Source organism: Streptomyces sedi (assembly GCF_006335015.1).
GTDB classification, from domain to species: Bacteria; Actinomycetota; Actinomycetes; order Streptomycetales; family Streptomycetaceae; genus Streptomyces; species Streptomyces sedi.
This window is the reverse complement of the sequence record NZ_VDGT01000002.1, coordinates 229,019-248,553: the sequence shown is the minus strand read 5'-3', so window position 1 is coordinate 248,553 and position 19,535 is coordinate 229,019. Positions and strand designations below refer to the sequence as shown.

The 19,535-nt window shown below is 73.1% G+C and carries 21 protein-coding genes; 11 read left to right on the top strand and 10 right to left on the bottom strand.

Going from position 1 to position 19,535, the window contains the following annotated elements:
- Positions 1 to 7: 7 nt before the first annotated feature.
- The gene (locus tag FH715_RS03975) at positions 8 to 808 is read left to right on the top strand and encodes a HEAT repeat domain-containing protein (RefSeq protein WP_139640692.1); all 801 of its coding nucleotides are present in this window, start codon (positions 8 to 10) and stop codon (positions 806 to 808) included.
- Positions 809 to 1,001: 193 nt separating this feature from the next.
- Here FH715_RS03975 and FH715_RS03970 read toward each other — a convergent pair whose 3' ends face one another.
- The gene (locus tag FH715_RS03970) at positions 1,002 to 1,652 is read right to left on the bottom strand and encodes a hypothetical protein (protein WP_139640691.1); all 651 of its coding nucleotides are present in this window, start codon (positions 1,650 to 1,652) and stop codon (positions 1,002 to 1,004) included.
- 15 nt (positions 1,653 to 1,667) lie between these two features.
- The gene (locus FH715_RS03965) at positions 1,668 to 3,125 is read right to left on the bottom strand and encodes an alpha/beta hydrolase (protein ID WP_139640689.1); all 1,458 of its coding nucleotides are present in this window, start codon (positions 3,123 to 3,125) and stop codon (positions 1,668 to 1,670) included.
- 507 nt (positions 3,126 to 3,632) lie between these two features.
- On the opposite strand from FH715_RS03965, the gene FH715_RS03960 reads away from it, so the two are divergent.
- Positions 3,633 to 4,661, top strand: coding sequence for a nitronate monooxygenase (locus FH715_RS03960; protein WP_139640687.1), 1,029 nt, complete (start codon positions 3,633 to 3,635; stop codon positions 4,659 to 4,661).
- Between the two features lie 129 nt (positions 4,662 to 4,790).
- A complete protein-coding gene (locus FH715_RS03955; RefSeq protein ID WP_246108532.1) occupies positions 4,791 to 5,381 on the top strand; it encodes a GNAT family N-acetyltransferase in 591 nt (196 codons plus the stop codon).
- Between the two features lie 114 nt (positions 5,382 to 5,495).
- On the opposite strand, the gene FH715_RS03950 is transcribed toward FH715_RS03955, so the two are convergent.
- Positions 5,496 to 5,801: a MazG-like family protein gene (locus FH715_RS03950; protein ID WP_139640685.1), complete on the bottom strand. Its 306-nt coding sequence runs from the start codon at positions 5,799 to 5,801 to the stop codon at positions 5,496 to 5,498.
- A gap of 38 nt (positions 5,802 to 5,839) precedes the next feature.
- Complete coding sequence (locus FH715_RS03945) at positions 5,840 to 6,265, bottom strand: MarR family winged helix-turn-helix transcriptional regulator (RefSeq protein WP_139640683.1); 426 nt, start codon at positions 6,263 to 6,265, stop codon at positions 5,840 to 5,842.
- Positions 6,266 to 6,450: 185 nt separating this feature from the next.
- On the opposite strand from FH715_RS03945, the gene eno reads away from it, so the two are divergent.
- The 3 genes from eno (at position 6,451) to FH715_RS03930 (ending at position 9,771) form a co-directional block, all read left to right on the top strand.
- Positions 6,451 to 7,773 (top strand): phosphopyruvate hydratase, encoded by a 1,323-nt coding sequence (eno, locus tag FH715_RS03940; RefSeq protein WP_139640681.1) that lies wholly within the window; start codon positions 6,451 to 6,453, stop codon positions 7,771 to 7,773.
- Positions 7,774 to 7,990: 217 nt separating this feature from the next.
- Complete coding sequence (locus FH715_RS03935; RefSeq protein WP_246108531.1) at positions 7,991 to 9,196, top strand: UDP-N-acetylglucosamine--N-acetylmuramyl-(pentapeptide) pyrophosphoryl-undecaprenol N-acetylglucosamine transferase; 1,206 nt, start codon at positions 7,991 to 7,993, stop codon at positions 9,194 to 9,196.
- Positions 9,193 to 9,771: a hypothetical protein gene (locus FH715_RS03930; RefSeq protein ID WP_139640677.1), complete on the top strand. Its 579-nt coding sequence runs from the start codon at positions 9,193 to 9,195 to the stop codon at positions 9,769 to 9,771. Before FH715_RS03935 ends, FH715_RS03930 begins: the two co-directional genes overlap by 4 nt.
- Before the next feature lie 89 nt (positions 9,772 to 9,860).
- Here the strand turns inward: FH715_RS03930 and FH715_RS03925 are convergent, their stop codons facing one another.
- Positions 9,861 to 10,190: a hypothetical protein gene (locus tag FH715_RS03925; RefSeq protein WP_139640674.1), complete on the bottom strand. Its 330-nt coding sequence runs from the start codon at positions 10,188 to 10,190 to the stop codon at positions 9,861 to 9,863.
- Between the two features lie 126 nt (positions 10,191 to 10,316).
- Complete coding sequence (locus FH715_RS03920; RefSeq protein WP_246108530.1) at positions 10,317 to 10,970, bottom strand: TetR/AcrR family transcriptional regulator; 654 nt, start codon at positions 10,968 to 10,970, stop codon at positions 10,317 to 10,319.
- Positions 10,971 to 11,110: 140 nt separating this feature from the next.
- On the opposite strand from FH715_RS03920, the gene FH715_RS03915 reads away from it, so the two are divergent.
- On the top strand, positions 11,111 to 12,148 hold the full coding sequence (locus tag FH715_RS03915; RefSeq protein ID WP_139640670.1) for an aldo/keto reductase: 1,038 nt from the start codon (positions 11,111 to 11,113) through the stop codon (positions 12,146 to 12,148).
- A gap of 144 nt (positions 12,149 to 12,292) precedes the next feature.
- On the top strand, positions 12,293 to 13,009 hold the full coding sequence (locus FH715_RS03910; RefSeq protein ID WP_139640668.1) for a hypothetical protein: 717 nt from the start codon (positions 12,293 to 12,295) through the stop codon (positions 13,007 to 13,009).
- Between the two features lie 126 nt (positions 13,010 to 13,135).
- Here FH715_RS03910 and FH715_RS03905 read toward each other — a convergent pair whose 3' ends face one another.
- The gene (locus tag FH715_RS03905) at positions 13,136 to 13,960 is read right to left on the bottom strand and encodes an arylamine N-acetyltransferase family protein (protein ID WP_139640666.1); all 825 of its coding nucleotides are present in this window, start codon (positions 13,958 to 13,960) and stop codon (positions 13,136 to 13,138) included.
- Positions 13,961 to 14,059: 99 nt separating this feature from the next.
- Entirely contained in the window at positions 14,060 to 15,325 is a 1,266-nt protein-coding gene (locus tag FH715_RS03900; protein WP_139640664.1) for an MFS transporter, read from the bottom strand.
- Positions 15,326 to 15,466: 141 nt separating this feature from the next.
- Between FH715_RS03900 and FH715_RS03895 the strand changes: the two genes are divergently transcribed.
- A complete protein-coding gene (locus tag FH715_RS03895; RefSeq protein WP_139640663.1) occupies positions 15,467 to 16,030 on the top strand; it encodes a helix-turn-helix domain-containing protein in 564 nt (187 codons plus the stop codon).
- Positions 16,031 to 16,135: 105 nt separating this feature from the next.
- Here FH715_RS03895 and FH715_RS03890 read toward each other — a convergent pair whose 3' ends face one another.
- Positions 16,136 to 16,870 (bottom strand): dienelactone hydrolase family protein, encoded by a 735-nt coding sequence (locus FH715_RS03890; RefSeq protein ID WP_139640661.1) that lies wholly within the window; start codon positions 16,868 to 16,870, stop codon positions 16,136 to 16,138.
- A gap of 210 nt (positions 16,871 to 17,080) precedes the next feature.
- Here FH715_RS03890 and FH715_RS03885 point away from each other — a divergent pair, with 210 nt between their 5' ends.
- A complete protein-coding gene (locus tag FH715_RS03885; RefSeq protein WP_139640659.1) occupies positions 17,081 to 17,596 on the top strand; it encodes a hypothetical protein in 516 nt (171 codons plus the stop codon).
- A 35-nt stretch (positions 17,597 to 17,631) separates the two neighbouring features.
- Here FH715_RS03885 and FH715_RS03880 read toward each other — a convergent pair whose 3' ends face one another.
- Positions 17,632 to 18,069 (bottom strand): VOC family protein, encoded by a 438-nt coding sequence (locus FH715_RS03880; RefSeq protein WP_139640657.1) that lies wholly within the window; start codon positions 18,067 to 18,069, stop codon positions 17,632 to 17,634.
- A gap of 374 nt (positions 18,070 to 18,443) precedes the next feature.
- Here FH715_RS03880 and FH715_RS03875 point away from each other — a divergent pair, with 374 nt between their 5' ends.
- Positions 18,444 to 19,286 carry an AfsR/SARP family transcriptional regulator gene (locus tag FH715_RS03875; RefSeq protein ID WP_139640655.1) on the top strand — a complete coding sequence of 281 codons (843 nt, stop codon included), beginning with the start codon at positions 18,444 to 18,446 and terminating at the stop codon, positions 19,284 to 19,286.
- Positions 19,287 to 19,535: the final 249 nt, after the last annotated feature.

Below are 19,535 nucleotides of genomic sequence, written 5' to 3'. Positions count from 1 at the left end.
GGGTGCCATGGCGACGTTCGTGCATCTGACCTCGGCGGCGAACACCTCGCGTGTCCTGAGGTCGGGGCTTCGTGCCGTGAGCCGTGACGCGGACGGCGCGCGGGGGGTCTACTGCTTTCCGGTGCTGCCCTCGTACACCCTGACCCACCAGTGGCTGCGGGAGTTGGCGCGCTTCGGCGGTCGTGAGCGGCTGGTGGCCGTGCATCTGCGGTTGGACGACGGCCAGGAGGTGAGGGTCGGGCGGTACTCGGGCCGGCGGGAGAGCGTCACCGCCTCGGAGGCGGTGCGGCGGATCGCGGCGTTGGAGGACCCGCGCGGCTGGGAGGTGTTCGTGCCCCGGGCGGTCCGGCCGCGCGAGGTGCATCGGGTGCGTGCCGCGCCGCAGGTGGCGGGGTGGCGGTACTGGCCGGAGGCGCACGGGGTGCGTCCCTGCACGTGTGACGGGTGTCGGGTGCGCGGCGGGTACGGGGCTCGGCGGCTGCGGGAGCGGCTGCCCCATCCGCTGGATGGTCCGCCGCCGCCGGCCCGGGTGCTGCTGGCCAGGATCGCGGCTGCCGGCGATCCCGGGGAGCCGGGGGCGTTGCGGGAGGCGCTGCACTGGTTCGGGATGCGGCGGCGTGGGCCGCTCGCGCGGGTGGGCCGTCTGGCCGGGCATCCCGACGCCCGGGTGCGGGAGGACCTGGTGTGGGCGGTCGCCGGCTGGTCCACGCCCGGGGTCGCGGCGCTGCTGGAGGGGCTCGCGGCCGACGAGGATCCGGAGGTCCGGGAGGCGGTGGAGGCGGTCCGCGAGAGTCGCGCCAAGGGGTGAACTTCGCACCGTCTCTCCCCTGTCCGCGGGCGACAGCCTCCGCCCGTGAGCGAGAGCGCGCTCACGGGCGGAGGAGGGGCGGCGGCCTTTCGGCCGAGGCGCGCCTCGGCCGGCGCGGCCGGGCGTGGTCAACCACCGACGCTGTCGGCGGCGGGCAACCGGCGCGGCCGGGCGTGGTCAACCGGTGCGCGGCTCAGCCGACTCCGCCGTCGAGAAGCCAGTGGTACCGCAGCCGCAGCGCGCGCTCCATGCTGGCGAGCAGCGTGGACAGCACGAGCGCCACGTTGAGCAGCGCCGGCAGCCGGGGCGGGGAGAACGTGCCGACGCGCTCGGCGACCGCCGGTATCTCGCTGAGGGGGGCGGCGACCTGGGTGAGGAGCAGGGCCAGGGAGACGATCAGCGTGATCACCGAGAGACGGCCGAGCGCGCGGCTCAGCCCGGGACTCGTGTGCTCGAACCGCGCGCGGCGGCCCTCGGCGGAGGCGCGGTCCGGGGTGAGCTGGTGCTCGGCCCCGGCGTCGGTCACGTAGTGGCAGCGCTTCAGTCCGAAGGTGCTCATGGCGACCTCGACGCTGCCGTCCGGGACCGGGAAGCGGGCGGGCAGCTTCGAGGTGGCGTGCTGCTTGCCGTCGAGGTAGAGCTGGGCTTTGACCTCGTCGGACGAGCCTTTCATCCAGTGCTTGACGTCGACGGTGTAGAGCACCGCCCCGCCGTCGGGCCGCGTCAGGCGAAGGTGGAACAGCGCGCGGAAGAGCAACTGCCACCAGCGGAAGCGCTGTAGCGCGCGCCCGTCTCCCGGCCTGACTCGCTGCTCCGCCCGGCGGCGCCGCCATTCCTCCCACATGCGGGCCCTCCTCCGTTACTCGGCCGGCTCAGCCGCGCAGGCGAGGTCCTGCGAGGGGCGTTCGCCGGTGGTCAGATAGGTGGTCACCGAGTCGTTGGCGCAGTCGTTACTCCCGAACGGGTAGACGCCGTGCCCGCCCTGGTCGGCGGTGACCAGCGTCGCGCGCTGGCCGAGCGTCTCGCGCAGCTCCTGGGCGCCGGCCAGCGGCGTCCCCGGGTCGCGCTCGTTCTGCACGATCAGGATGTTCGACGGGCCCTCGTCGCCTATGCTCACCGGCGGCTCGGTCGCCTCGGCCGGCCAGAAGGCGCAGGGGCCGATGTTGGCCGTGGTGCCGCCCAGCATCGGGTACCGCTCCCGGTCGACCGCGACGGCCTCCTGGTACGCCTCCACCGTGTCGGGCCACTGCGAGTCCGCGCATATCACGGCGTAACGCGAGGCCATCAGGTTCTGCATGTCCCCCGCCACCGGTGGCACGTCCGGCAGCGGCTGGCCCGTGTCGAGGGCCTGCCATGCCTCGGCCACCATTGGCATCAGCGCGTCGACATAGAACCGGTCGAAGGTCAGTCCGCGGAACAGCGTCCCGTCCACCCCCTCCGGGGACGGCTCGGCGTCCAGCCGCTCGGCCAGCTCGTAGAACTTCTCCGTCACCTCGTCCGGAGTGCTGCCGAGGCCGTACTCGGGGTGCGACGCGGCGTATTCCGCGAAGTCGGGGAAGCGTTCCTCGAATCCCGGGGCGAACCTCCGCATCGCCGTCATGTCGTAGCCGCCCGGGCCCAGCGCGCTGTCGAGCACCATCCGGTCGCCGCGCTCCGGGAACATCTCCGCGTACACGGAGCCGAGATAGGTGCCGTACGAGGCGCCCAGATAGGAGACCTTCGACTCGCCCAGCGCCTCCCGGATCCGGTCCATGTCACGCGCCGTGTTCGCCGTGGTCATGTGCGGCAGCATCCACGCCGTGTCGGCGTCCCCGCAGCGCTCCGCGATGTCCCGGGCGTACTCGGCCTCGCGCTCCACGTCGGCGTCGGTGTGCGCGTAGGTCGGGAAGTTCCCCCGGCTCTGCTGCTCCTCGGTCAGGTCGCAGGTCACCGGTGTGCTCTCGCCGACTCCCCTGGGGGCGAAGCCGATCACGTCGTACGTGTCCAGCACCTCCTGCGGCAGCCCGCCGGCGGCGAGCTGGGCCGGGTACGCCAGCCCCGAGCCGCCGGGGCCGCCCGGGTTGGTCATCAGGACGCCGCGCCGCTCGGACGGCTCCTCGCTCGCCAGCCGCGAGATCGCGATCTCGATCTGCCGCCCGTCCGGGTCCGCGTAGTCCAGCGGCACCTCCAGCGTCGCGCACTCCAACCCCGGGGCCGCCACGTCCTCGGGACACGCCCCCCACCGGGGGCCGTCGGGCGTGGCCGCCCCGGCCACCCCCGGGGCCGCCGTGACCGCGACCGCGGCCACGACGAGCCCGATTGACAGGTACCGCTTCATCTGTCCGTCCTCCCCTGCGGCGCCCGCCGGGCGCCGCGCTCGCTCACACCTTCGGCGTGTCGACCGGGCGAGGCCACGGGGAACCAGGGACACGGTGAACCAAGGGGTCACACGCGGCCAACGGGTCAACCGGGACCGAGGAGCCAGGCCGAGCGCCTCCACAACGTGATCCAGTCTTCGCCCGGCGGCGCCCCCTCGGCAGTGACATCCGTCATTACTTCCCGTGACGGAATCCATTGACAGCCACGGCCCTCGCCGACGCCTCGCCCCGCCCCCGACGGACCGTCATCTCAGCGCTACGACAGACAGGTTGACGGGCCGGTTGACGGGCCGGTCGCTAGGCCGGTTCACCACCGGACTCCGGCGCGGCCGGGCGCCGGCGCCGCCGCGGACCGCACGCGCCCCGGTACGGCCGTGCCCGAAGCGCGTCACACGTCGTAGCGTCGGGAACCGGCGTCGGGAACCGGCGTCGGGACAGGCGCGTCGCCGTCGCGAAGGAGGCCCACCGTGAACCCACTGCTCGACCGGCTCGGAGTGACCCTGCCCGTGTGCGCCGCCCCGATGGCCGGCGGCGCGGGCACCCCGGCGCTGGTGGCGGCGGCCGGGCGGGCCGGCGGTCTCGGCTTCGTCGCCGCCGGCTATCTGACGCCCGAGGCGCTCGCGGAACAGATCGGCGCGGTCCGGGAGGCCGGGGTGCCGTTCGGCGTCAACGTCTTCGCCCCGCGCCCGGTGCCCGTGCCGCCCGCCGACTACCGGCGCTATGCCGAGGCCCTGCGTCCCGAGGCCGAACGGTACGGCGTCGCGCTGCCCGAGGCGCCGGTCGAGGACGACGACCACTGGGAGGCGAAGGTCCGGCTGCTGCTGAAGGCACCGGTTCCGTTGGTGTCGTTCACCTTCGGCCTGCCGGAGCCCGCCGTCGTCGAGGCGCTGCGCGCGTCCGGAACGCTCGTGGCGCAGTCCGTCACCTCGGCCGCCGAGGCCCGCGCCGCCGCCGAGGCCGGCGTCGACGCGCTCGTGGTCCAGGCGTCGGCGGCGGGCGGCCACTCGGCGACGTTCACTCCCGAACGGCCGGTGGCCGACGTTCCGTTGCCCGATCTGGTGGCCGAGGTGCGGCGGGACGTGGCGCTCCCGCTCCTCGCGGCCGGCGGACTCGCGCACGCCGGGGGCGTGAGCGCCGCGCTCCGCGCCGGCGCGGAGGCGGTGATGGTGGGGACGGTGCTGCTGCGGACGGAGGAGAGCGGCGCCTCGGCCCCGCACGGGGCGGCGTTGGCGGACCCGGCGTTCAACGGGACGGTCGTCACCCGCGCGTTCACCGGCCGCCCGGCGCGCGCCCTGCGCAACCACTTCACCGCGCGCTACGACGCGCTGGCCCCGGCCGGCTATCCCGCGCTGCACCACCTCACGGGGCCGCTCCGCCGCGCGGCGACGGCGGCGGGCGACACCCGGCTGATCCACCTCTGGGCCGGCACCGGCCACCGCGAGGCACGCGCCGAACGCGCGGCCGAGACGCTGCGCCGGCTGGCCGCGGACGCGTGACGCGGCGCGGGGGCTTCGGAACGCGCGGGGAGCGCGCGCCCGGCGCGAAGACGCGGAAACCGCTGGCCCCCCGGGCGGCGGCGGACGAGGATCAGGGGGTTCCGGCGGACGAGGGAGAGGACACACACCATGGTGGGTCGGGTGGAGCTGCGGCGGATCGACGAGGAGAGTCTCGCGGCCCTCCTCACGGTGGCCGTCGCTGACGCCGCCCCCGAGGAGGTCATGCCGCCGGTGACGGGACCGCCCGGGTGGACGGCGGAACGACGGGAGGCCTTCCTGGCCTGGCACCGCGTGCGGCGCCCCGGACTCGCCGGCCCCCTCGGCGAGTCCACCTACGCGGTCCTCCACGACGGGGAGGTCGTCGGTTCGGCCCGCCTGGCGCGCCGCGACCGCCCCGACCTGCTGGAAACCGGCCTCTGGCTCGCCCGTGCGCGGCGCGGGCGCGGCATCGGCACCGCCGTCCTCCGCGCGCTTCTCAGCGAGGCCGCTCGCGCCGGCGCACGCGCCCTGGTCGCGGACACCACGGCGCACAACACGGCGGCGCTCACCGCGCTGCGCCGCAACGGCGCGGTGCTCACCAGCGGAGCGGTGCTCACCAGCGGCGGCGGCGACGGCGGTGGCGACTACGACAGCGGTGACAGCGGCGACGGTGACATCGGAGGTTCGGGCGCGAGGAACGTCGCGGTCCACGCCGAGTTGCCGCTACGGCACCCCGATTGACGGCAACCCCGACCGACCGCGACCCCGACCGACCGCGAAGTCGACACGTCCGCGCCCCCCCGGAGCCCCCCGGAGACCGCCCCGCGACACCCCCCCCACCACGAAGGCGGGCGTTCAGGCGTCGCTGACGCGGACAAGCACACCGTCCTCGTTCCGCGCGTAGACGCGGCGCGCGTTCTTGTCGATCTTCGCGGCGACCTCGGAAGCCAGGTCGACGCCGTTCATCTCGGCCAGCGCCGTCAGATAGAGGAAGACGTCGGCCAACTCCTCCCCCAGCTGCCCCTCCTTCCGGCACCAGGCCGTGAACGCCTCGCTCACCTCCGCCGTGAGCAGCCCGAACTCCAGGGCGACATCGGTGGTGTTGAACCCCTTGGCCTTCTTGTTCTCCCAGGCCAGCCTCTGGGCGGTGGCGATGTCCATGTCTCCTCCAGCAACGGGTGGGCGGACGGAACGCAGGGTCAGGAACGGGCGGCCAGCCGTTCCAGCAGGGTGGCGCTGCGCGCGAGCAACGCCCGTTCCTCCCGCGTGAGTTCGTCATCGATGGCGCGCGCCAGCCATCCAACCCTGCGGCCACGTTCCGCTTCCAGCGCCTCGCTCCCGGCGGCCGTCAGTTCGACCAGCGACTTGCGGCCGTCCGTAGGGTGCGCCCGCCGGGTGATCAGGCGCTGGTCCATGAGCAGCCCCACGACCCGGGCCATCGACTGGGGGCGCACGCGCTGGTCGGCGGCGAGGTCGCTGGTGGTCATCGCGCCGTTGCGGTCGAGCGCGCCGAGCACGGCGACCTGCCCCATCGGGATGCGGTCCTCGTGGTTGACGCGTCGGGTGAGCTTGCCCATCGCGGTGCGCAGTTCGGCGGCGATGGCGGCGGCTTCCGAGGTGGACATACGGCACTTTACCGCGTTGACCAGCACGGTTGCAGCCAATACGCACAGCGAGACTGAACAGCTGTTCTGTACAGATAAACTGCACAGACTAACTGCGCAGCATTGCTGTATGGTCTGGGTGTCGAGCCCAGCGCCAGCGTCGTCGCAGCCGGGGCCACGACACACGGCGAAGGGAAGGAACTCCCATGTCCGCAACGGCGACCGGAACGGTCGACACCGTCGAGACCGAGACCGCCATCAAGACCGTCACGGCCCGCACGGTCGTCGACAGCCGGGGCAACCCGACGGTCGAGGTCGACATCGTCCTGACCGACGGCTCCCTGGGACGCGCGGCCGTCCCCTCCGGGGCCTCCACCGGCGCCCGGGAGGCCGTCGAGCTGCGCGACGGCGACCGAAGCCGCTGGCACGGCAAGGGCGTCGACCGCGCGGTGGCCCATGTCAACGGGGAGATCGCCGCCTCCGTGCGCGGCCGGGAAGCGGCCGACCAGGAGGGGCTCGACGCGGCCCTGATCGCGCTCGACGGCACGCCCACCAAGTCCCGCCTCGGCGCCAACGCGGTCCTCGGCGTCTCACTGGCCGCCGCGAAGGCCGCGGCGGCGGCCAGACGCCTGCCGCTCTACCGTCACCTCGGCGGCGCCGCGGCCCACCTGCTGCCGCTGCCGATGATGAACATCGTCAACGGCGGCGCCCACGCCGACAACCCGCTGGACTACCAGGAGTTCATGATCGCGCCTGTCGGCGCCGCCACCTTCGCCGAGGCGGTCCGCATGGGCAGCGAGGTCTTCCACACCCTGCGCCGCGACCTGCTCGCCGCCGGGCACTCCACGGGCGTCGGCGACGAGGGCGGCTTCGCGCCCGCGCTGCGCACCGCCGAGGAGGCGCTGGACTTCGTGACGGCGGCGGTCGCACGCGCCGGCTACCGCCCCGGCACGGACATCGGGCTGGTCATGGACCCGGCGTCGTCCGAGTTCTTCCGCGACGGTGTCTACGACTACGCGGGCGAGGGCGTGCGCCGCACCCCCTCCGAGCACGCCGACTACCTGGCGCGGCTCATCGACGCCTACCCGATCGTCTCCGTGGAGGACCCGATGGCGGAGGACGACCTGGACGGCTGGCGCGAGCTGACCGCCCGCGTCGGCGAACGCTGCCAGCTGACCGGGGACGACGTGTTCTGCACCCACCAGGCGTTGGTGCGGGACGGCATCCGCACCGGGGTCGGCAACTCGGTTCTGGTCAAGGTCAACCAGGTCGGGACCCTGAGCGAGGCGCTGGCCACGGTGGCCACCGCCCACGAGGCGGGCTGGACGGCCGTGATGTCGCACCGTTCCGGAGAGACGGAGGACACCACGATCGCCGACCTGGCGGTGGCCACCGGCTGCGGACAGATCAAGACCGGCTCGCTCTCCCGTTCCGACCGCACCGCGAAGTACAACCAACTGATCCGCATCGAGGAGGAGTTGGGCAACTCGGCGCGCTACGCGGGGCGTTCGGCGCTGCGAGGGGCCTGAGACCGGGCCCGGGGCGGGGGCCCGAGACACACCCCGGGAAGGGCGGCGGCGCGGACGGCGAGAGCCATGACGGTCAAAGTCCCTTCGGGGAAAGGCCCGTTGGCCGGAGAACGCCGCTCACTTCCCGTCAGGGCGCCCGCTCCTGCTATGGTCCCCACCCCCCATGTCCTACGGCCGGCGCCGTCCGGCCACACCCCCCAGACGGGACACACGCCTCGTGAGCAGCGCAGACGCCCAGCACTCCACCGCCTCCGACCAGCCCTTCCGACTGATCGTCACCGGCGGTGGCACCGGCGGGCACACCTACCCGGCACTGACCGCCGTGCGCACCCTGAACGCCCGACTCGCCGCCGGCGGACGCGCGTTGGACGTGCTGTGGGTCGGCACCGCGGACAGCCTGGAGTCGAGGGTCGCCGCCGCCGAGGGCATCCGCTTCGCCTCCGTGGCCACCGGCAAGATCCGCCGCGCCAGCAACCCGCTGAAGATGCTCTCGCCGGCCAACGTGAAGGACATGGGCCGCGTCCCCCTCGGCGTCGCGCAGGCCCGCAAACTGGTCAACGACCACCGTCCCGACGTGGTCCTGGCCACCGGTGGCTATGTCGCCGTTCCCGTCGGGCTTGCCGCCAGGCTCTGCAAGCGACCGCTGGTCGTCCACGAGCAGACCGTGCGCCTGGGCCTCGCCAACCGCAGCCTCGCGGGCCGCGCCACCCGCGTCGCCGTCTCCTCCGACTCCACGCTCCCGCTGCTGCCCGAGGCGGCCAGGGCGCGGGCGGTCGTCACCGGGAACCCGGTCCGGCCCGAGGTCCTCACCGGCCAGCCGGAGAAGGCCCGCACCGCCCTCGGCCTGACGGGCTTCGCCCCCGAGCTGCCCACCGTCTATGTCACGGGCGGCGCGCAGGGTTCGCAGCAGATCAACGGCCTGGTGCGGGACGTGCTGCCCTGGCTGCTCCCCCAGGCCAACGTGATCCACCAGTGCGGGCCGGCCAACGTCGACGAACTCCGCGCGCACACCGCGACGTTGCCCGCCGAACTCGCCTCCCGTTACCTGCTGACCGGCTATGTCGGCGCCGAACTCCCCGACGTGCTCGCCCTCGCCGACCTGGTGATCTCCCGCAGCGGCGCCGGCACCATCGCCGAGCTCACCGCCCTCGGCAAGGCCGCCGTGTTCGTGCCGCTGGCCACCTCGGCCGGCAACGAGCAGGCCCACAACGCCCGCCACCTGGAGGAGGCCGGCGCCGCCGTCGCCCTCGCCGACCCCCCGACGGCCGACACCCTCCGCACCGCGCTCACCCCGCTGCTGGCCGACCCCGCGGCCCGCACCACCATGGCTGACGCCGCCCGCACCCACGGCCGCCCCGACGCCGCCGAACGCCTCATCGACACGCTGCTGGAGGCGGCGGGGGAAGGAGAGGCCGCACGGTGACCGGCACGCGTCACCTGAGCCGCCGGGTAGTACTCAGGGACCATGTCACCGTGGAGGAGCTGAGCGCTCTGGCCGCCACCCGAAACTGGGCCACGCGGGGAGCCATTCCGCGAAACCGCGACGAAGGAATCTTCTTCGAGAAGATATGGGATGTCTCGGAGGAGACGCGCGTCCACTATGTCGTGGACGATTTCCTCGGGGAGCGTTATCTGCTGGTCAGCGGCCCCCAGGAACCGTCTGGGGCCGAACTCCAGGAATTGACCACCGGGATTGACCAGTGGTCCGTTGACGAAGCGGCTCTCGCGTTCGATGGCAGCGTCTACGTTCCCGAACAGGAACGGACCACCTTCCTCCTCGGGGCCGTCGCTCACCCCGCAGCGGGGGAAGCCGTGTCCGCTCGGCTGGTCCGGGCGTCCGAGAGTGCTCACCCGAGCGTCAGACGGGTCGCGGTCTGGGCGATGGCTTACGGGCAAGACCCCGTCTGTCGAGACACATTGACGAACTTCCTCGCACGCGAGACGGGCCAGGAACTGCGCCAGGAAGCGGAGGAGATCCTCCGACAGTTCACAGACTGACGCGCCGCGAGGCACCGCCCGTGGTCCCGCACGGTGCCCGGCTCCCGCGGAGCGGGCCAGGCCGCGCCGCACACACACCGGGGACCCGCTCAGGACTCGGGAAACTCACCCCGACAAGTGATCTCCCACATCCACGTCTCCAGGGTCCCGACGAACGAGACGAAGCCGGACGTGGCGTGAGAGGCCCGCACCTCGTCCCAGCCGGGATCGAGGACGACGATGCGGAAGGAGTCGGTGTACCAGCCAGCGTCGATATTGATCTCCCCGCACCGCAGGTCGCCCGTTCCCGCACGTTCCTTCCGCTCCTCATCCGTCAGGAACGGCAGCGGAGCGGTGCACGCCCAGTAGAGGTCCTCGGAGTCGTTGACCTCTACCCGCCCATCCGGGAGCCGCGCGGCCCAGAGCGCGTTGTGGACCACGTTCCAACCGTGCGGCACGCGGAGCGGGACGAGCCCACCGGTTTCGGAGACGCCGGCTCCCAGAGGCGAGTGGGACGGCAGTTTGCATCTCGCGCGCACGTGCCGAAGTGTAGGGATCCGCCCACGTCACCGGTCGGCCGGCCGCCGGTAGGCGCCCGCGCGCGCCGCGGCCAGCGCCGCCTTCGCCGCGCGCTCGGCGGCTGCCTCGTCCAGCGGGTCGCCACTGGCCAACAGCCGGTAGTACAGCGGAGCCGAGACCGCGCGGACCACCTCCTCGGGGTCGGTGTCGGCCGGCACTTCGCCGCGTTCCGCCGCCGCGACAACGCAGGGCGCCCACTCCGCGATCCGCGCCCGGTAGAACCGGCGCAGTGCCGACGCGGCGCGCGGGTCACAGGCCGCTGCCGCGATCACCGCACGGAAGAGCGGGCCCTGGCGCGGATCGTTCAACGTTGACCTGACCAGTTGGGCGTTGGCCCGCAGATCGTTCTCCAGCGAGCCGGTGTCGCTGCGCGGTAGCGAGGACTCGGCCATCTCCGCCAACAGGTCCGTCACCAGTCCGGAAGGGGTCCCCCAACGCCGGTAGACGGTGGTGCGGCCCACCTCCGCCCGGCGGGCGACCTCGCCGAGGTCGAGACGGTCGAAGCCGTGCTCCACCAGCGCGTCACCGGTGGCGCGCAGCACCGCCGCACGCACCCGTGCCGTGCGGCCACCCGGGCGCGCGGTGCCTGGCTCCGGGCGCACGCCACCCGGGCTCGCGCCCTCCTTCGCCTCCGGGCTCACCTCTGGCTCCTTCCCTTCCGGCACGATCACCATAACGGTACTCCAGTTCCCTTTGCGTCCACGGCCGTGCTAGCTTCACCTCCGACCTAACGGAACGCCTGACCCGTTAAGGGTTTCGCGGCGTGGAAGGAGTCCTCCTCATGGAACACCGCAGACTCGGCGCCTCCGGCCTCAGCGTCCCCGAACTCAGCTTCGGCACCGGCACGTTCGCGGGCCGCGGCGACCTCTTCGGAGCCTGGGGCGACACCGACGCCCGAGGGGCCCGCCGTCTGCTGGACATCTGCCTGGAGGCCGGCGTCACGCTCTTCGACAGCGCGGACGTCTACTCCGACGGCGCCGCCGAGGAGGTGCTGGGCGCGGCGATCCGTGGCCGCCGCGACCAGGTGCTGATCTCCACCAAGGCCGGGCTGCCCATGGGCGGGGGGCCGGGCGAAGCAGGCACCTCGCGCAGCCGGCTGATCGCCTCGGTCGAGGCCGCGCTCCGCCGCCTGGGCACCGACCACATCGACATCTTCCAACCGCACGCGTTCGACGCCGCCACGCCCGTCGACGAGGTGCTCGCCGCCCTGGACGACCTGGTCGGCGCCGGCAAGATCCGCTACCTGGGCGCCTCCAACTTCTCCGGTTGGGAGCTGATGAAGTCCCTGGCCGCCGCCGACCGTCACGGCCGCACCCGCTATGTCGCCCACCAGGTCTACTACTCGCTGGTCGGCCGGGACTACGAGTGGGAGTTGATGCCGTTGGCCCACGACCAGGGGGTGGGCGCCCTGGTCTGGAGCCCGCTCGGCTGGGGCCGGCTCACCGGCGCCCTCGGGCGCGGGCGCCCACTGCCGGCGGGCAGCCGACTGCACCGCACCGCGCGGTTCGGGCCGCCCGTCGAGAACGAGCGGCTTTACCAGGTCACGGACGTGCTTGACCAGTTGGTCGAGGAGACCGGACGGACCGTCCCGCAGATCGCCATCAACTGGCTGCTGCGTCGCCCCACCGTCTCCTCCGTGATCATCGGCGCCCGCGACGAACGGCAGTTGCGGGACAACCTGGGCGCGGTCGGCTGGTCGCTGACCCCCGAGCAGGTGGCTCGCCTCGACCAGGCCAGTGCCCACACCGCGCCCTACCCCTACTACCCGTACCGCGCCCAGGACGGCTTCGCCCAGCTCAACCCGCCGCTCGTGGCCTGAACCGGGGCCGCCGACCCGTTCTCCGGTCCGCAGCCGGGGCGTCACACCCAGCGGCACGGCGCCCCCTTCCTCCCCACCGGGCGGCGGGCGGAGCGGAAGCGCCGCCGTTGACGAGCTTCCCCCCTCGATGGTTACGCTGCGTTTGTGTCAGCAGAGGAAGGCCACTTCGCCGAAGACCACCGCTGGTGGGTCGCCCGGTTGGACGTCGACGCGTCCGCCGCGCGGGGATTCCGGCTCAACCGTCTCCCCGACGGCCCCCACCCGTCACGCGCCGACGCTCGCGAGGCCGCCCTCGCCCTCGCGGGCGAAGGCGGCGGCAGCGGTCCCGCGCCGCGCGCTCCGGGCTCGGTGGAGGTGGTGGGCCGGGCCGGCACCTACTGGATCGCCTTCGACGGGAGACGGTCGCTCTCCCTCGAACTGGCCGACGCGGACGGCGATCCGGTCCGGCTGGGAGTGCGGTTGGCCCCGCCCGCGCCGCCGAGGTCGGGCCCGGGGGCGGGGGCGGGTTCGGAGCCGGCCAGGAGGCCCGCCCGGCGGTCGGCACAGGGCTCAGCCTCGGCTTCGGCCTCGGCCGGGACGTTCGGGGACCTGACCCCGCCGGACCCCGACCGCTTCATGAACCGCCGCAAGCTCCCCATCCCGCTCCAGGCCGAGGGCGGGGTGATCACCCTGTGCGGCTCGGTGGGGGGCCTGCTCGCCTTCCAGGGGTTCCTCTCCATGTCCCACGCGAGCGCGGGGGAAACCGCGGTGTACTCGTTCGTCCCCGCGGTCGTGCTCCTGGTCGCGTCCTACCTCTGGCACCGCAACTGGTATCCCCGCGCCCGCAGGGCCTACCGGGACCGGATGACACGCGGGCGTTGACTCTCTCCACCGCCTGCCACCGCCTGCCACCGCCCGCCACCGCCGTCCGCCCCGGGCGCGGCAGGCGGTCCCGGGCGCGGCAGGCGGTCCCGGGCGCGGCAGGCGGTCCCGGTAGGCCCTGCCGCATCAGGGCAGCAGCACCATGCCCTCCGGCACGTCGATCCCGAACTCCCCGTCCAGCGCCAGCCGCACCTCCGCCTCGTCGGCCAACTCCCGCCGGGTGACCGCCCCGTCGTCGCTCGTCTCGGTCAACGTCCGGCCGTCCAGCAGCAGATGGGCGCCGACGCGCGTCCGCTGGACCAGTGGGCGCTGGACAAACGGAGAGTTGGGGTAGGTGGCGGCATACCAGTTCTGGGTCACCAGGTCGGACACCTCGAACGGCTCCTCGGTGAACGCGAGTTGCGCCCGCCATTCGTTCTCCTGCCACGCCTGGAGCGCCCACTGCGGCGACGGCCCCTCGTGCGGCAGCTTTACCAGCCGGTGCCGCCGCGCGTCGGCGTGGAATTCCACGTCCGGTACCAGCGGCACCGGTTCCGGCAGGGCGCCGATGCTCCCGAAGCCGACGTCCCCGAGGTGGATCCGCGGGTCGTCGGCCGCCCGCACCAGCAGCAGCGCGTGCACGCGTGGCCGGCTCGCGAACCGTTCCGCCCCGACCACCACCCGCCCGCTGAGCACCGTCACGTCGAAGCCCATCGCCCGGAGCGCCCCGGCCAGCAGCAGGTTGTGCTCGAAGCAGTAGCCACCGCGCCGGCGGTGCACCAACTTGGCGGTGAGGTCGTCGAGTTCGAGGGACGGAACGGTGCCGCGCAGCGGGTCCAGGTTCTCGAACGGGATGGCCAGCAGCTGCGCGCGGTGCACCCCGCGCAAGGTTGACAGGTCGGGGGAACGCGCGCCCCGCCAGCCGATCCGGTCGAGATAGGCGTCGAGTTCGAACCGTTGTTCGTCAGACATGAGTGGAAGCTAACCAGTGGACCACCACCCCCGTGATCGGCCACACGGCGGAGACCCGCTGAGCCGATGGAACCGGCAGGTCCTAGACCGCCTCCACCCTTAGGCCCTGGTCGAACGCCCCGGGCTCCGCCTCGCGGCGAGAGCCCCGGGACCGGCGTCGGTGACCTCCGCGCGCGCCGGGCGCGCGAGCCCCGCCGCGTGCGCCGCCGCCAGCGCGCACGCCGTCAGCAGCAGCACGAGACTCATGGTGAGCGCCGCCCGCAACCCGAACAGCGCCAGCAGCCCGCTGATCGCCATGATGCCGAGCGAGCTCGCGGTGCGCTGAAGCGCGAACATCTCCGCCCGCCTGCCGGGGGGCGAGAGTTCGTCCAGGGCGAGGGAGTAGAACGTGCTCAGCATCGGCAGAAAGAGCCCGACGACGGCGGCACCGGCGAGGGTCACCGCGAGGTGCCCGCCGGCGAGCACCAGTGCCGAACCGCCGGACATCGCCGCGAGATAGGCGACGACCCTCCGGGGCGTGGGCTTCCGGTTGCGCACACTGACCCAGATGCCGCCCATGACCGAGCCGACGCACAGCGTCAGCGCGAACAGGAAGGCCCACGCCGGCTCCAGCCCGAAGGCCAGCGCGAACGGCACCGCGCCGACCTCCACGGCGGCGGCGGCCGAACCGCTCGCGCAGGCGCAGAACAGCCAGAGGAACGCCGCCCTCGGCACTCGCACCCGCGGGCGGCCCACCTCGTTGACCTGGAGCCCGCACGCCTCGGGGACGCGCGGCATCAGGAAGAGCGGGCCGAGCCCCAGCACGGTGACGACCGCCATCGTCGCCGCGGGCGAGACCGCGCCGAGCAGCGAGGCGAGCACGGGGGACAGCGCGAAGCAGAGCTCGGTCAGCGTCGCGGCCACGCCCAACGCCCGGGGCAGGCCCGCCGGTTCGACGAGATAGTTGAGCAGCAGCCGCATGTAGCCGTACGCCGCGCCGTTGACGACCCCGGCGGCGACCACCGCGGCGACCACGAGCACGAACGGGGCCTTCACCGCGGCGAGGAGCGTGACGGCCGCGAGGGCGAGCGCGCGGACGCCGATGAGTGCGCGCAGATAGCGCACGCCGTCGAACCGCCGCCCGACGCGCGCCACGGGAACGGCCCCGAGCACCTGCGCCGCCGTCATCGCGAGGACCAGCGCCGCGCCGGACTCGGCCGTGCCCGTGAGGGGCAGCGCGATCAGCGCGAACGCGATCGGCGCCGCGGCCTGGGGGACGTTGAACGTTCCGCAGCCCGCCTGCCACCGTAGGATGTCGAGCCGGGAACGGGACGCGCGGGCCCCCTGCCCCGGGACGCCCGGGTGAGGGGCGGCGGTTCGGACCATCGGAGCCTCACTTCTCACCAGAGGTGTGCGTGCGGCCGGTCCTCCGAGCGCACCCCCCACGTGAGCACTATAGTGCCCACCCGGGGGTCCGTCGACGCGGTTGTTCGAGACGGAACCAGGCGGGAACGAGGGCGAGAACGCATGGCCGAACGCATCCGGCCCGAGGTGGCCGTCCTCGTGGGCCGGCGCATCCGCGCGCTGCGGTCGGCGTCCGGCGAGAGCGTCGCCCACCTCGCGCAACGCAGCGAGGTCAGCCGGCGGATGCTCACCCAGATCGAACTCGGCCAGGCCAACCCCAGCCTCGGCACGGTCGACCGCATCGCGGCGGCCCTCGGCACCACGTTCGCGGCGCTCGTCGGCATGATCGGCGCACCCTCGTCCGACGCGGTCAAGGTCTGGTCAACTCCGAACGGCAGCTGGGCATATCTGCTCAAGGCGTCGGAGACGAGCCATGTCTCGGTCGAACTGTGGAAGTGGCACATCACCGGCGACGACAGCTACGGGGTGACCCCGACGCCGGGCGCCCCCGACTCGATGGTGCACGTCTCCCAGGGCGTGCTGCGTGTCCGCTCCGCCGCCACCGCGTTCCTCACCGAGGCGAACGAGTCAGCGGCGATCCCCAGCGGCTCGCCCTACGCGTTCGAGGCGGGCTCGGACGCGGTCGACTTTCTGTCGGTGGTGATGATCCCCCGCGAGGACAGCTGAACGGCCAGTCGGCTGTCCGGCCGGCCGGGCCCGGTCCCGAGCCTCCCCTCACGGGCCCCGCCGCCGCCCGCGTTCCCTCCGAGCCGCCGCCCGCGTTCCGCGCGCTCAGCCGCCGCCCAACGCCCCGTCAAGAAGCGGGATCAGCCGGTCCCAGTGGCGGCGCAGCCCCGCCGGGTCGAAGGCCGCGGTGTCGCGCATGGTGAACCCGTGGACCGTGCCCGGATAGATCTCCGAGGTGTGGTCGAACCCCGCGGCCTCCAGGTCCCGGTTGAGCTCCGCCAGAGCCTCGGGGGTCAGGTCGCTCGCGGCGTGGCCGAAGTGGGCCCGGGCGGTGATCTTCGCCAGGGTTCCCGGCCCGTCGGCCGCCACGGGGGCGTGGGACGCGGCCAGGGCCGCCACGCGTTCCGGACGGGCAGCGGCGGTCCTGACCGCCAGCAGGCCACCGAAGCAGTAGCCGGTCACCCCGACCGGCCCGGCGGCGACCTCGGGCTGGTCGGCGAGGAACGCGAGCCAGGCGTCGGCGTCCCGCCGCGTCCGCTCGGCCGAGTGCGCCTCGATCAACGGCATCAACTCGGCCAGCAGCCCGGGCCTCTCGTCCTCCCCGATGTACTCGGGCAACGCGACCAGCGGCGCCCGACCGTTCCTGAACAGGTACTCCGGGACCAGCACGTAGTACCCGTGCCCGGCCAACTCGCCGGCCAGCTCCCGCAGCACCGGCCGGTCGCCGAAGGCGTCCGCGTACATCAGCACCCCCGGATGCCGCCCCCCGCCGTCCGGGAACGCGGCGAAGGCGCCGGCCGGGCCGTCGGCGGTCGGGATCCGCAGCGTCTTGACGGTCATCCACTCTCCTGTCCACTGCCACGGCTGCCCCACCGCCCCTAGCGCCCACCGCGCACACCTGGCCGAAACGTGCGCGCGTGCCCGCGACTTCCGTAACGCCCCGTTGCTCCCTTGACGCGGTGGGTACTACCTTCGCCACGTGCGAGGAACAACACCCCGACGGCGGCGAGAAGGCGAAGCCGGGGCCGGGAGGTCTTCCGGGGGCACCACATGACCGTGCGGGTGGCGCGCAGCGTCGGCATCGGGGTGGGGCTCGGTCTCACGCTGCTGTTGACGATGTACCTGCTGGTCGGCCTGCTCTGGCACGTGCGGACCGACGGTCCGGCCGGAGTCACGCGGGAGGGCCGTGCCGAGGCGGTCGGCTCGGCCGAGGTGCTGCACACCGTCGAGACCTCGAACCCCACCGGCGCCGACGCCTACGAGATCACCTACCTGGTGCTCGACCACCACGCCGAGGACGCCTCCCGGGTGCTGGAGGAGGAACGCGCGCGCCTGGAGGCGTCGCGCTGGAGTCCCTACGCGCCGGAGCACGCGACGGACGGCACGCTGCTGGCGTTCGGCGCCTCCACCGAGCGGCACGACACGGCGGCGGAGTTCCGTGTCCTCTCGCGTTTCCTGGAGGAGGGCGACCACGCGATGCCCGAGGACGACTTCACCGAGATCGCGCAGCGGTTCGAAGGCCGAGCCGACCTGCTGATCGTGCGGCTGCGACCGCGCGCGCCCTGAACCGCGGGAACGCCCCGGGGCGAACGGCCAGCCGTTCAGCCCTTCCCCAGCTCCTCGGCGAGCATCACCAGGATGCCGCTGGGGCCGCGGAGATAGGTGAGCCGGTAGACGTCCCCGTAGGTCGCCACCCCGCGCAGCGGACGGCATCCGTGCCGCGCCGCCACCTCAAGGGCCTCGTCGAGGTCGTCGACCGAGAAGGCGACGCGGTGCATCCCGATCTCGTGGGGAAGCGTGGGCTCCGTCTCGATCGCCTCCGGGTGCACGTACTCGAAGAGTTCGAGGCGGCCGTTGCCGTCCGGCGTCTGGAGCATGGCGATGTGGGCATGGTTGCCGTCCAGGCCGACGGCGGTCTCGGTCCACTCGCCGCTGACCGTGTCACGACCGACGACCGTGAGGCCGAGGTCGGTGAAGAAGGAGATCGCCGCTTCGAGATCCCGCACCGCGATGCCGACGTTCTCAAGTCTGATGGCCATGCGTCGCAGGGTAACGGACCGGGCGCATCGCCCCTTTCCCCGCTTTCCCGCACGGAAGCGGGCCGGCACCGCCCTCCGCCCTCGGCGTCCCCCCCTCATGAGCGGCCCCGGGGGCCGGGGCTCGGATCGCCGGCTCGACGACGTCTGAACCGTGCCGCCGCGTCGGCTCGGTGGCGATGTCGTGGCGTTGTCCTGGCGTTTGTCGCGGGGTTGAGAAGCGCTTGGTAAGCGCTTGGTAAGAGGCGGGCGGCAGAGTGGGTTCGGCCACGGCGGTGCGGCAGGCCCCGGTGGCCCCGGCGGCCCCGGTGTCGGCTTCGCGTCGGCGACAGACGACGTTCCCTCTCGCTCACTCGTCCGGAAGGCTGGAAGGCAACATGGTCAACTGGCGCGTCCTCGGCCCGTTGGAGATCGTCCATCACGGAAGGCATATCGACGCCGGCCCGCCTCAGCGTCGAGCGGTTCTGGGCATTCTGCTGCTGGCACGCGGAAAACCGGTCTCCCGGGGCCGCATCACCCGCCTCCTCTGGGGAGACGATCCACCCGCGTCCCCGACGAACTCCCTCCGCACACACGTCTCGCGGCTCCGGCAAACCTTTCGGGAGAACGGGCTGACGGCCGACCACGCCCGCCTCCTGACCGTCGGGGACGGTTATCGCCTGACGACGGGGGACGGCTCGCTGGACCTCGTGCGGTTCGAACGGCTGACGTGCCAGGCCAAGGACGCCCCCGACCGGACCGCCCTTCCGCTCTTCGAATCCGCCTTCGCCCTGTGGCGCGGGCCGATGCTGCCCGAGCTCTCCAGCGACGTGTTCCGCGAGAACGTCCTGCCCCGTTACGAGGAGGTGCGACTGACCGCCTACGAGAACCATGTCGACGCGCGTCTGCGTGTCGGGGAGCACGTGGGGTTGGTACCGGAACTCCTGGAGTTCACCCAGGAGTTCCCCTACCGGACCAGGCTGAGAATCCAGCTGATGCTCTCCCTCTACCGCTGCGGGCGAGGAGCGGAGGCTCTCACGGTCTACCGCGACACGCGGGGACACTTCTCCGCCCAGCTCGGCCTGGACGCCCCCGCCGAGTTGCGCGCGTTGGAGAGCCTCATCCTCACGGAGAGCCCCTCGCTGACGGACGTCTCGCACTTCGTCTCGATGGACCTCCTCCGGCCGACCAGACCGCTGGCGGCCACACGCCCCGTCAGCCACACCTGGTCGGTCAACTGACGGCCATCGGGCCACTCCCCCGACGTACGTCCCCTCGTCACCGAGCCCCCAGCACCGCGGAGACACCCCGATGTCCCAAGGGAGCGACGCGCCCGGGCTCGACGCGCTGCCCCGTCGTGGCGAAGAGGGAGTGGTGGGAAGGAGAGGCAAAGACGGGAAAGCGCTGCCGATCCACCGTTTCCCAACTAACGTTGCGTCAGGGTCCCCATCCGTTCGGTATGCGGGACCGGCACCAGCGAACGTGGAGGA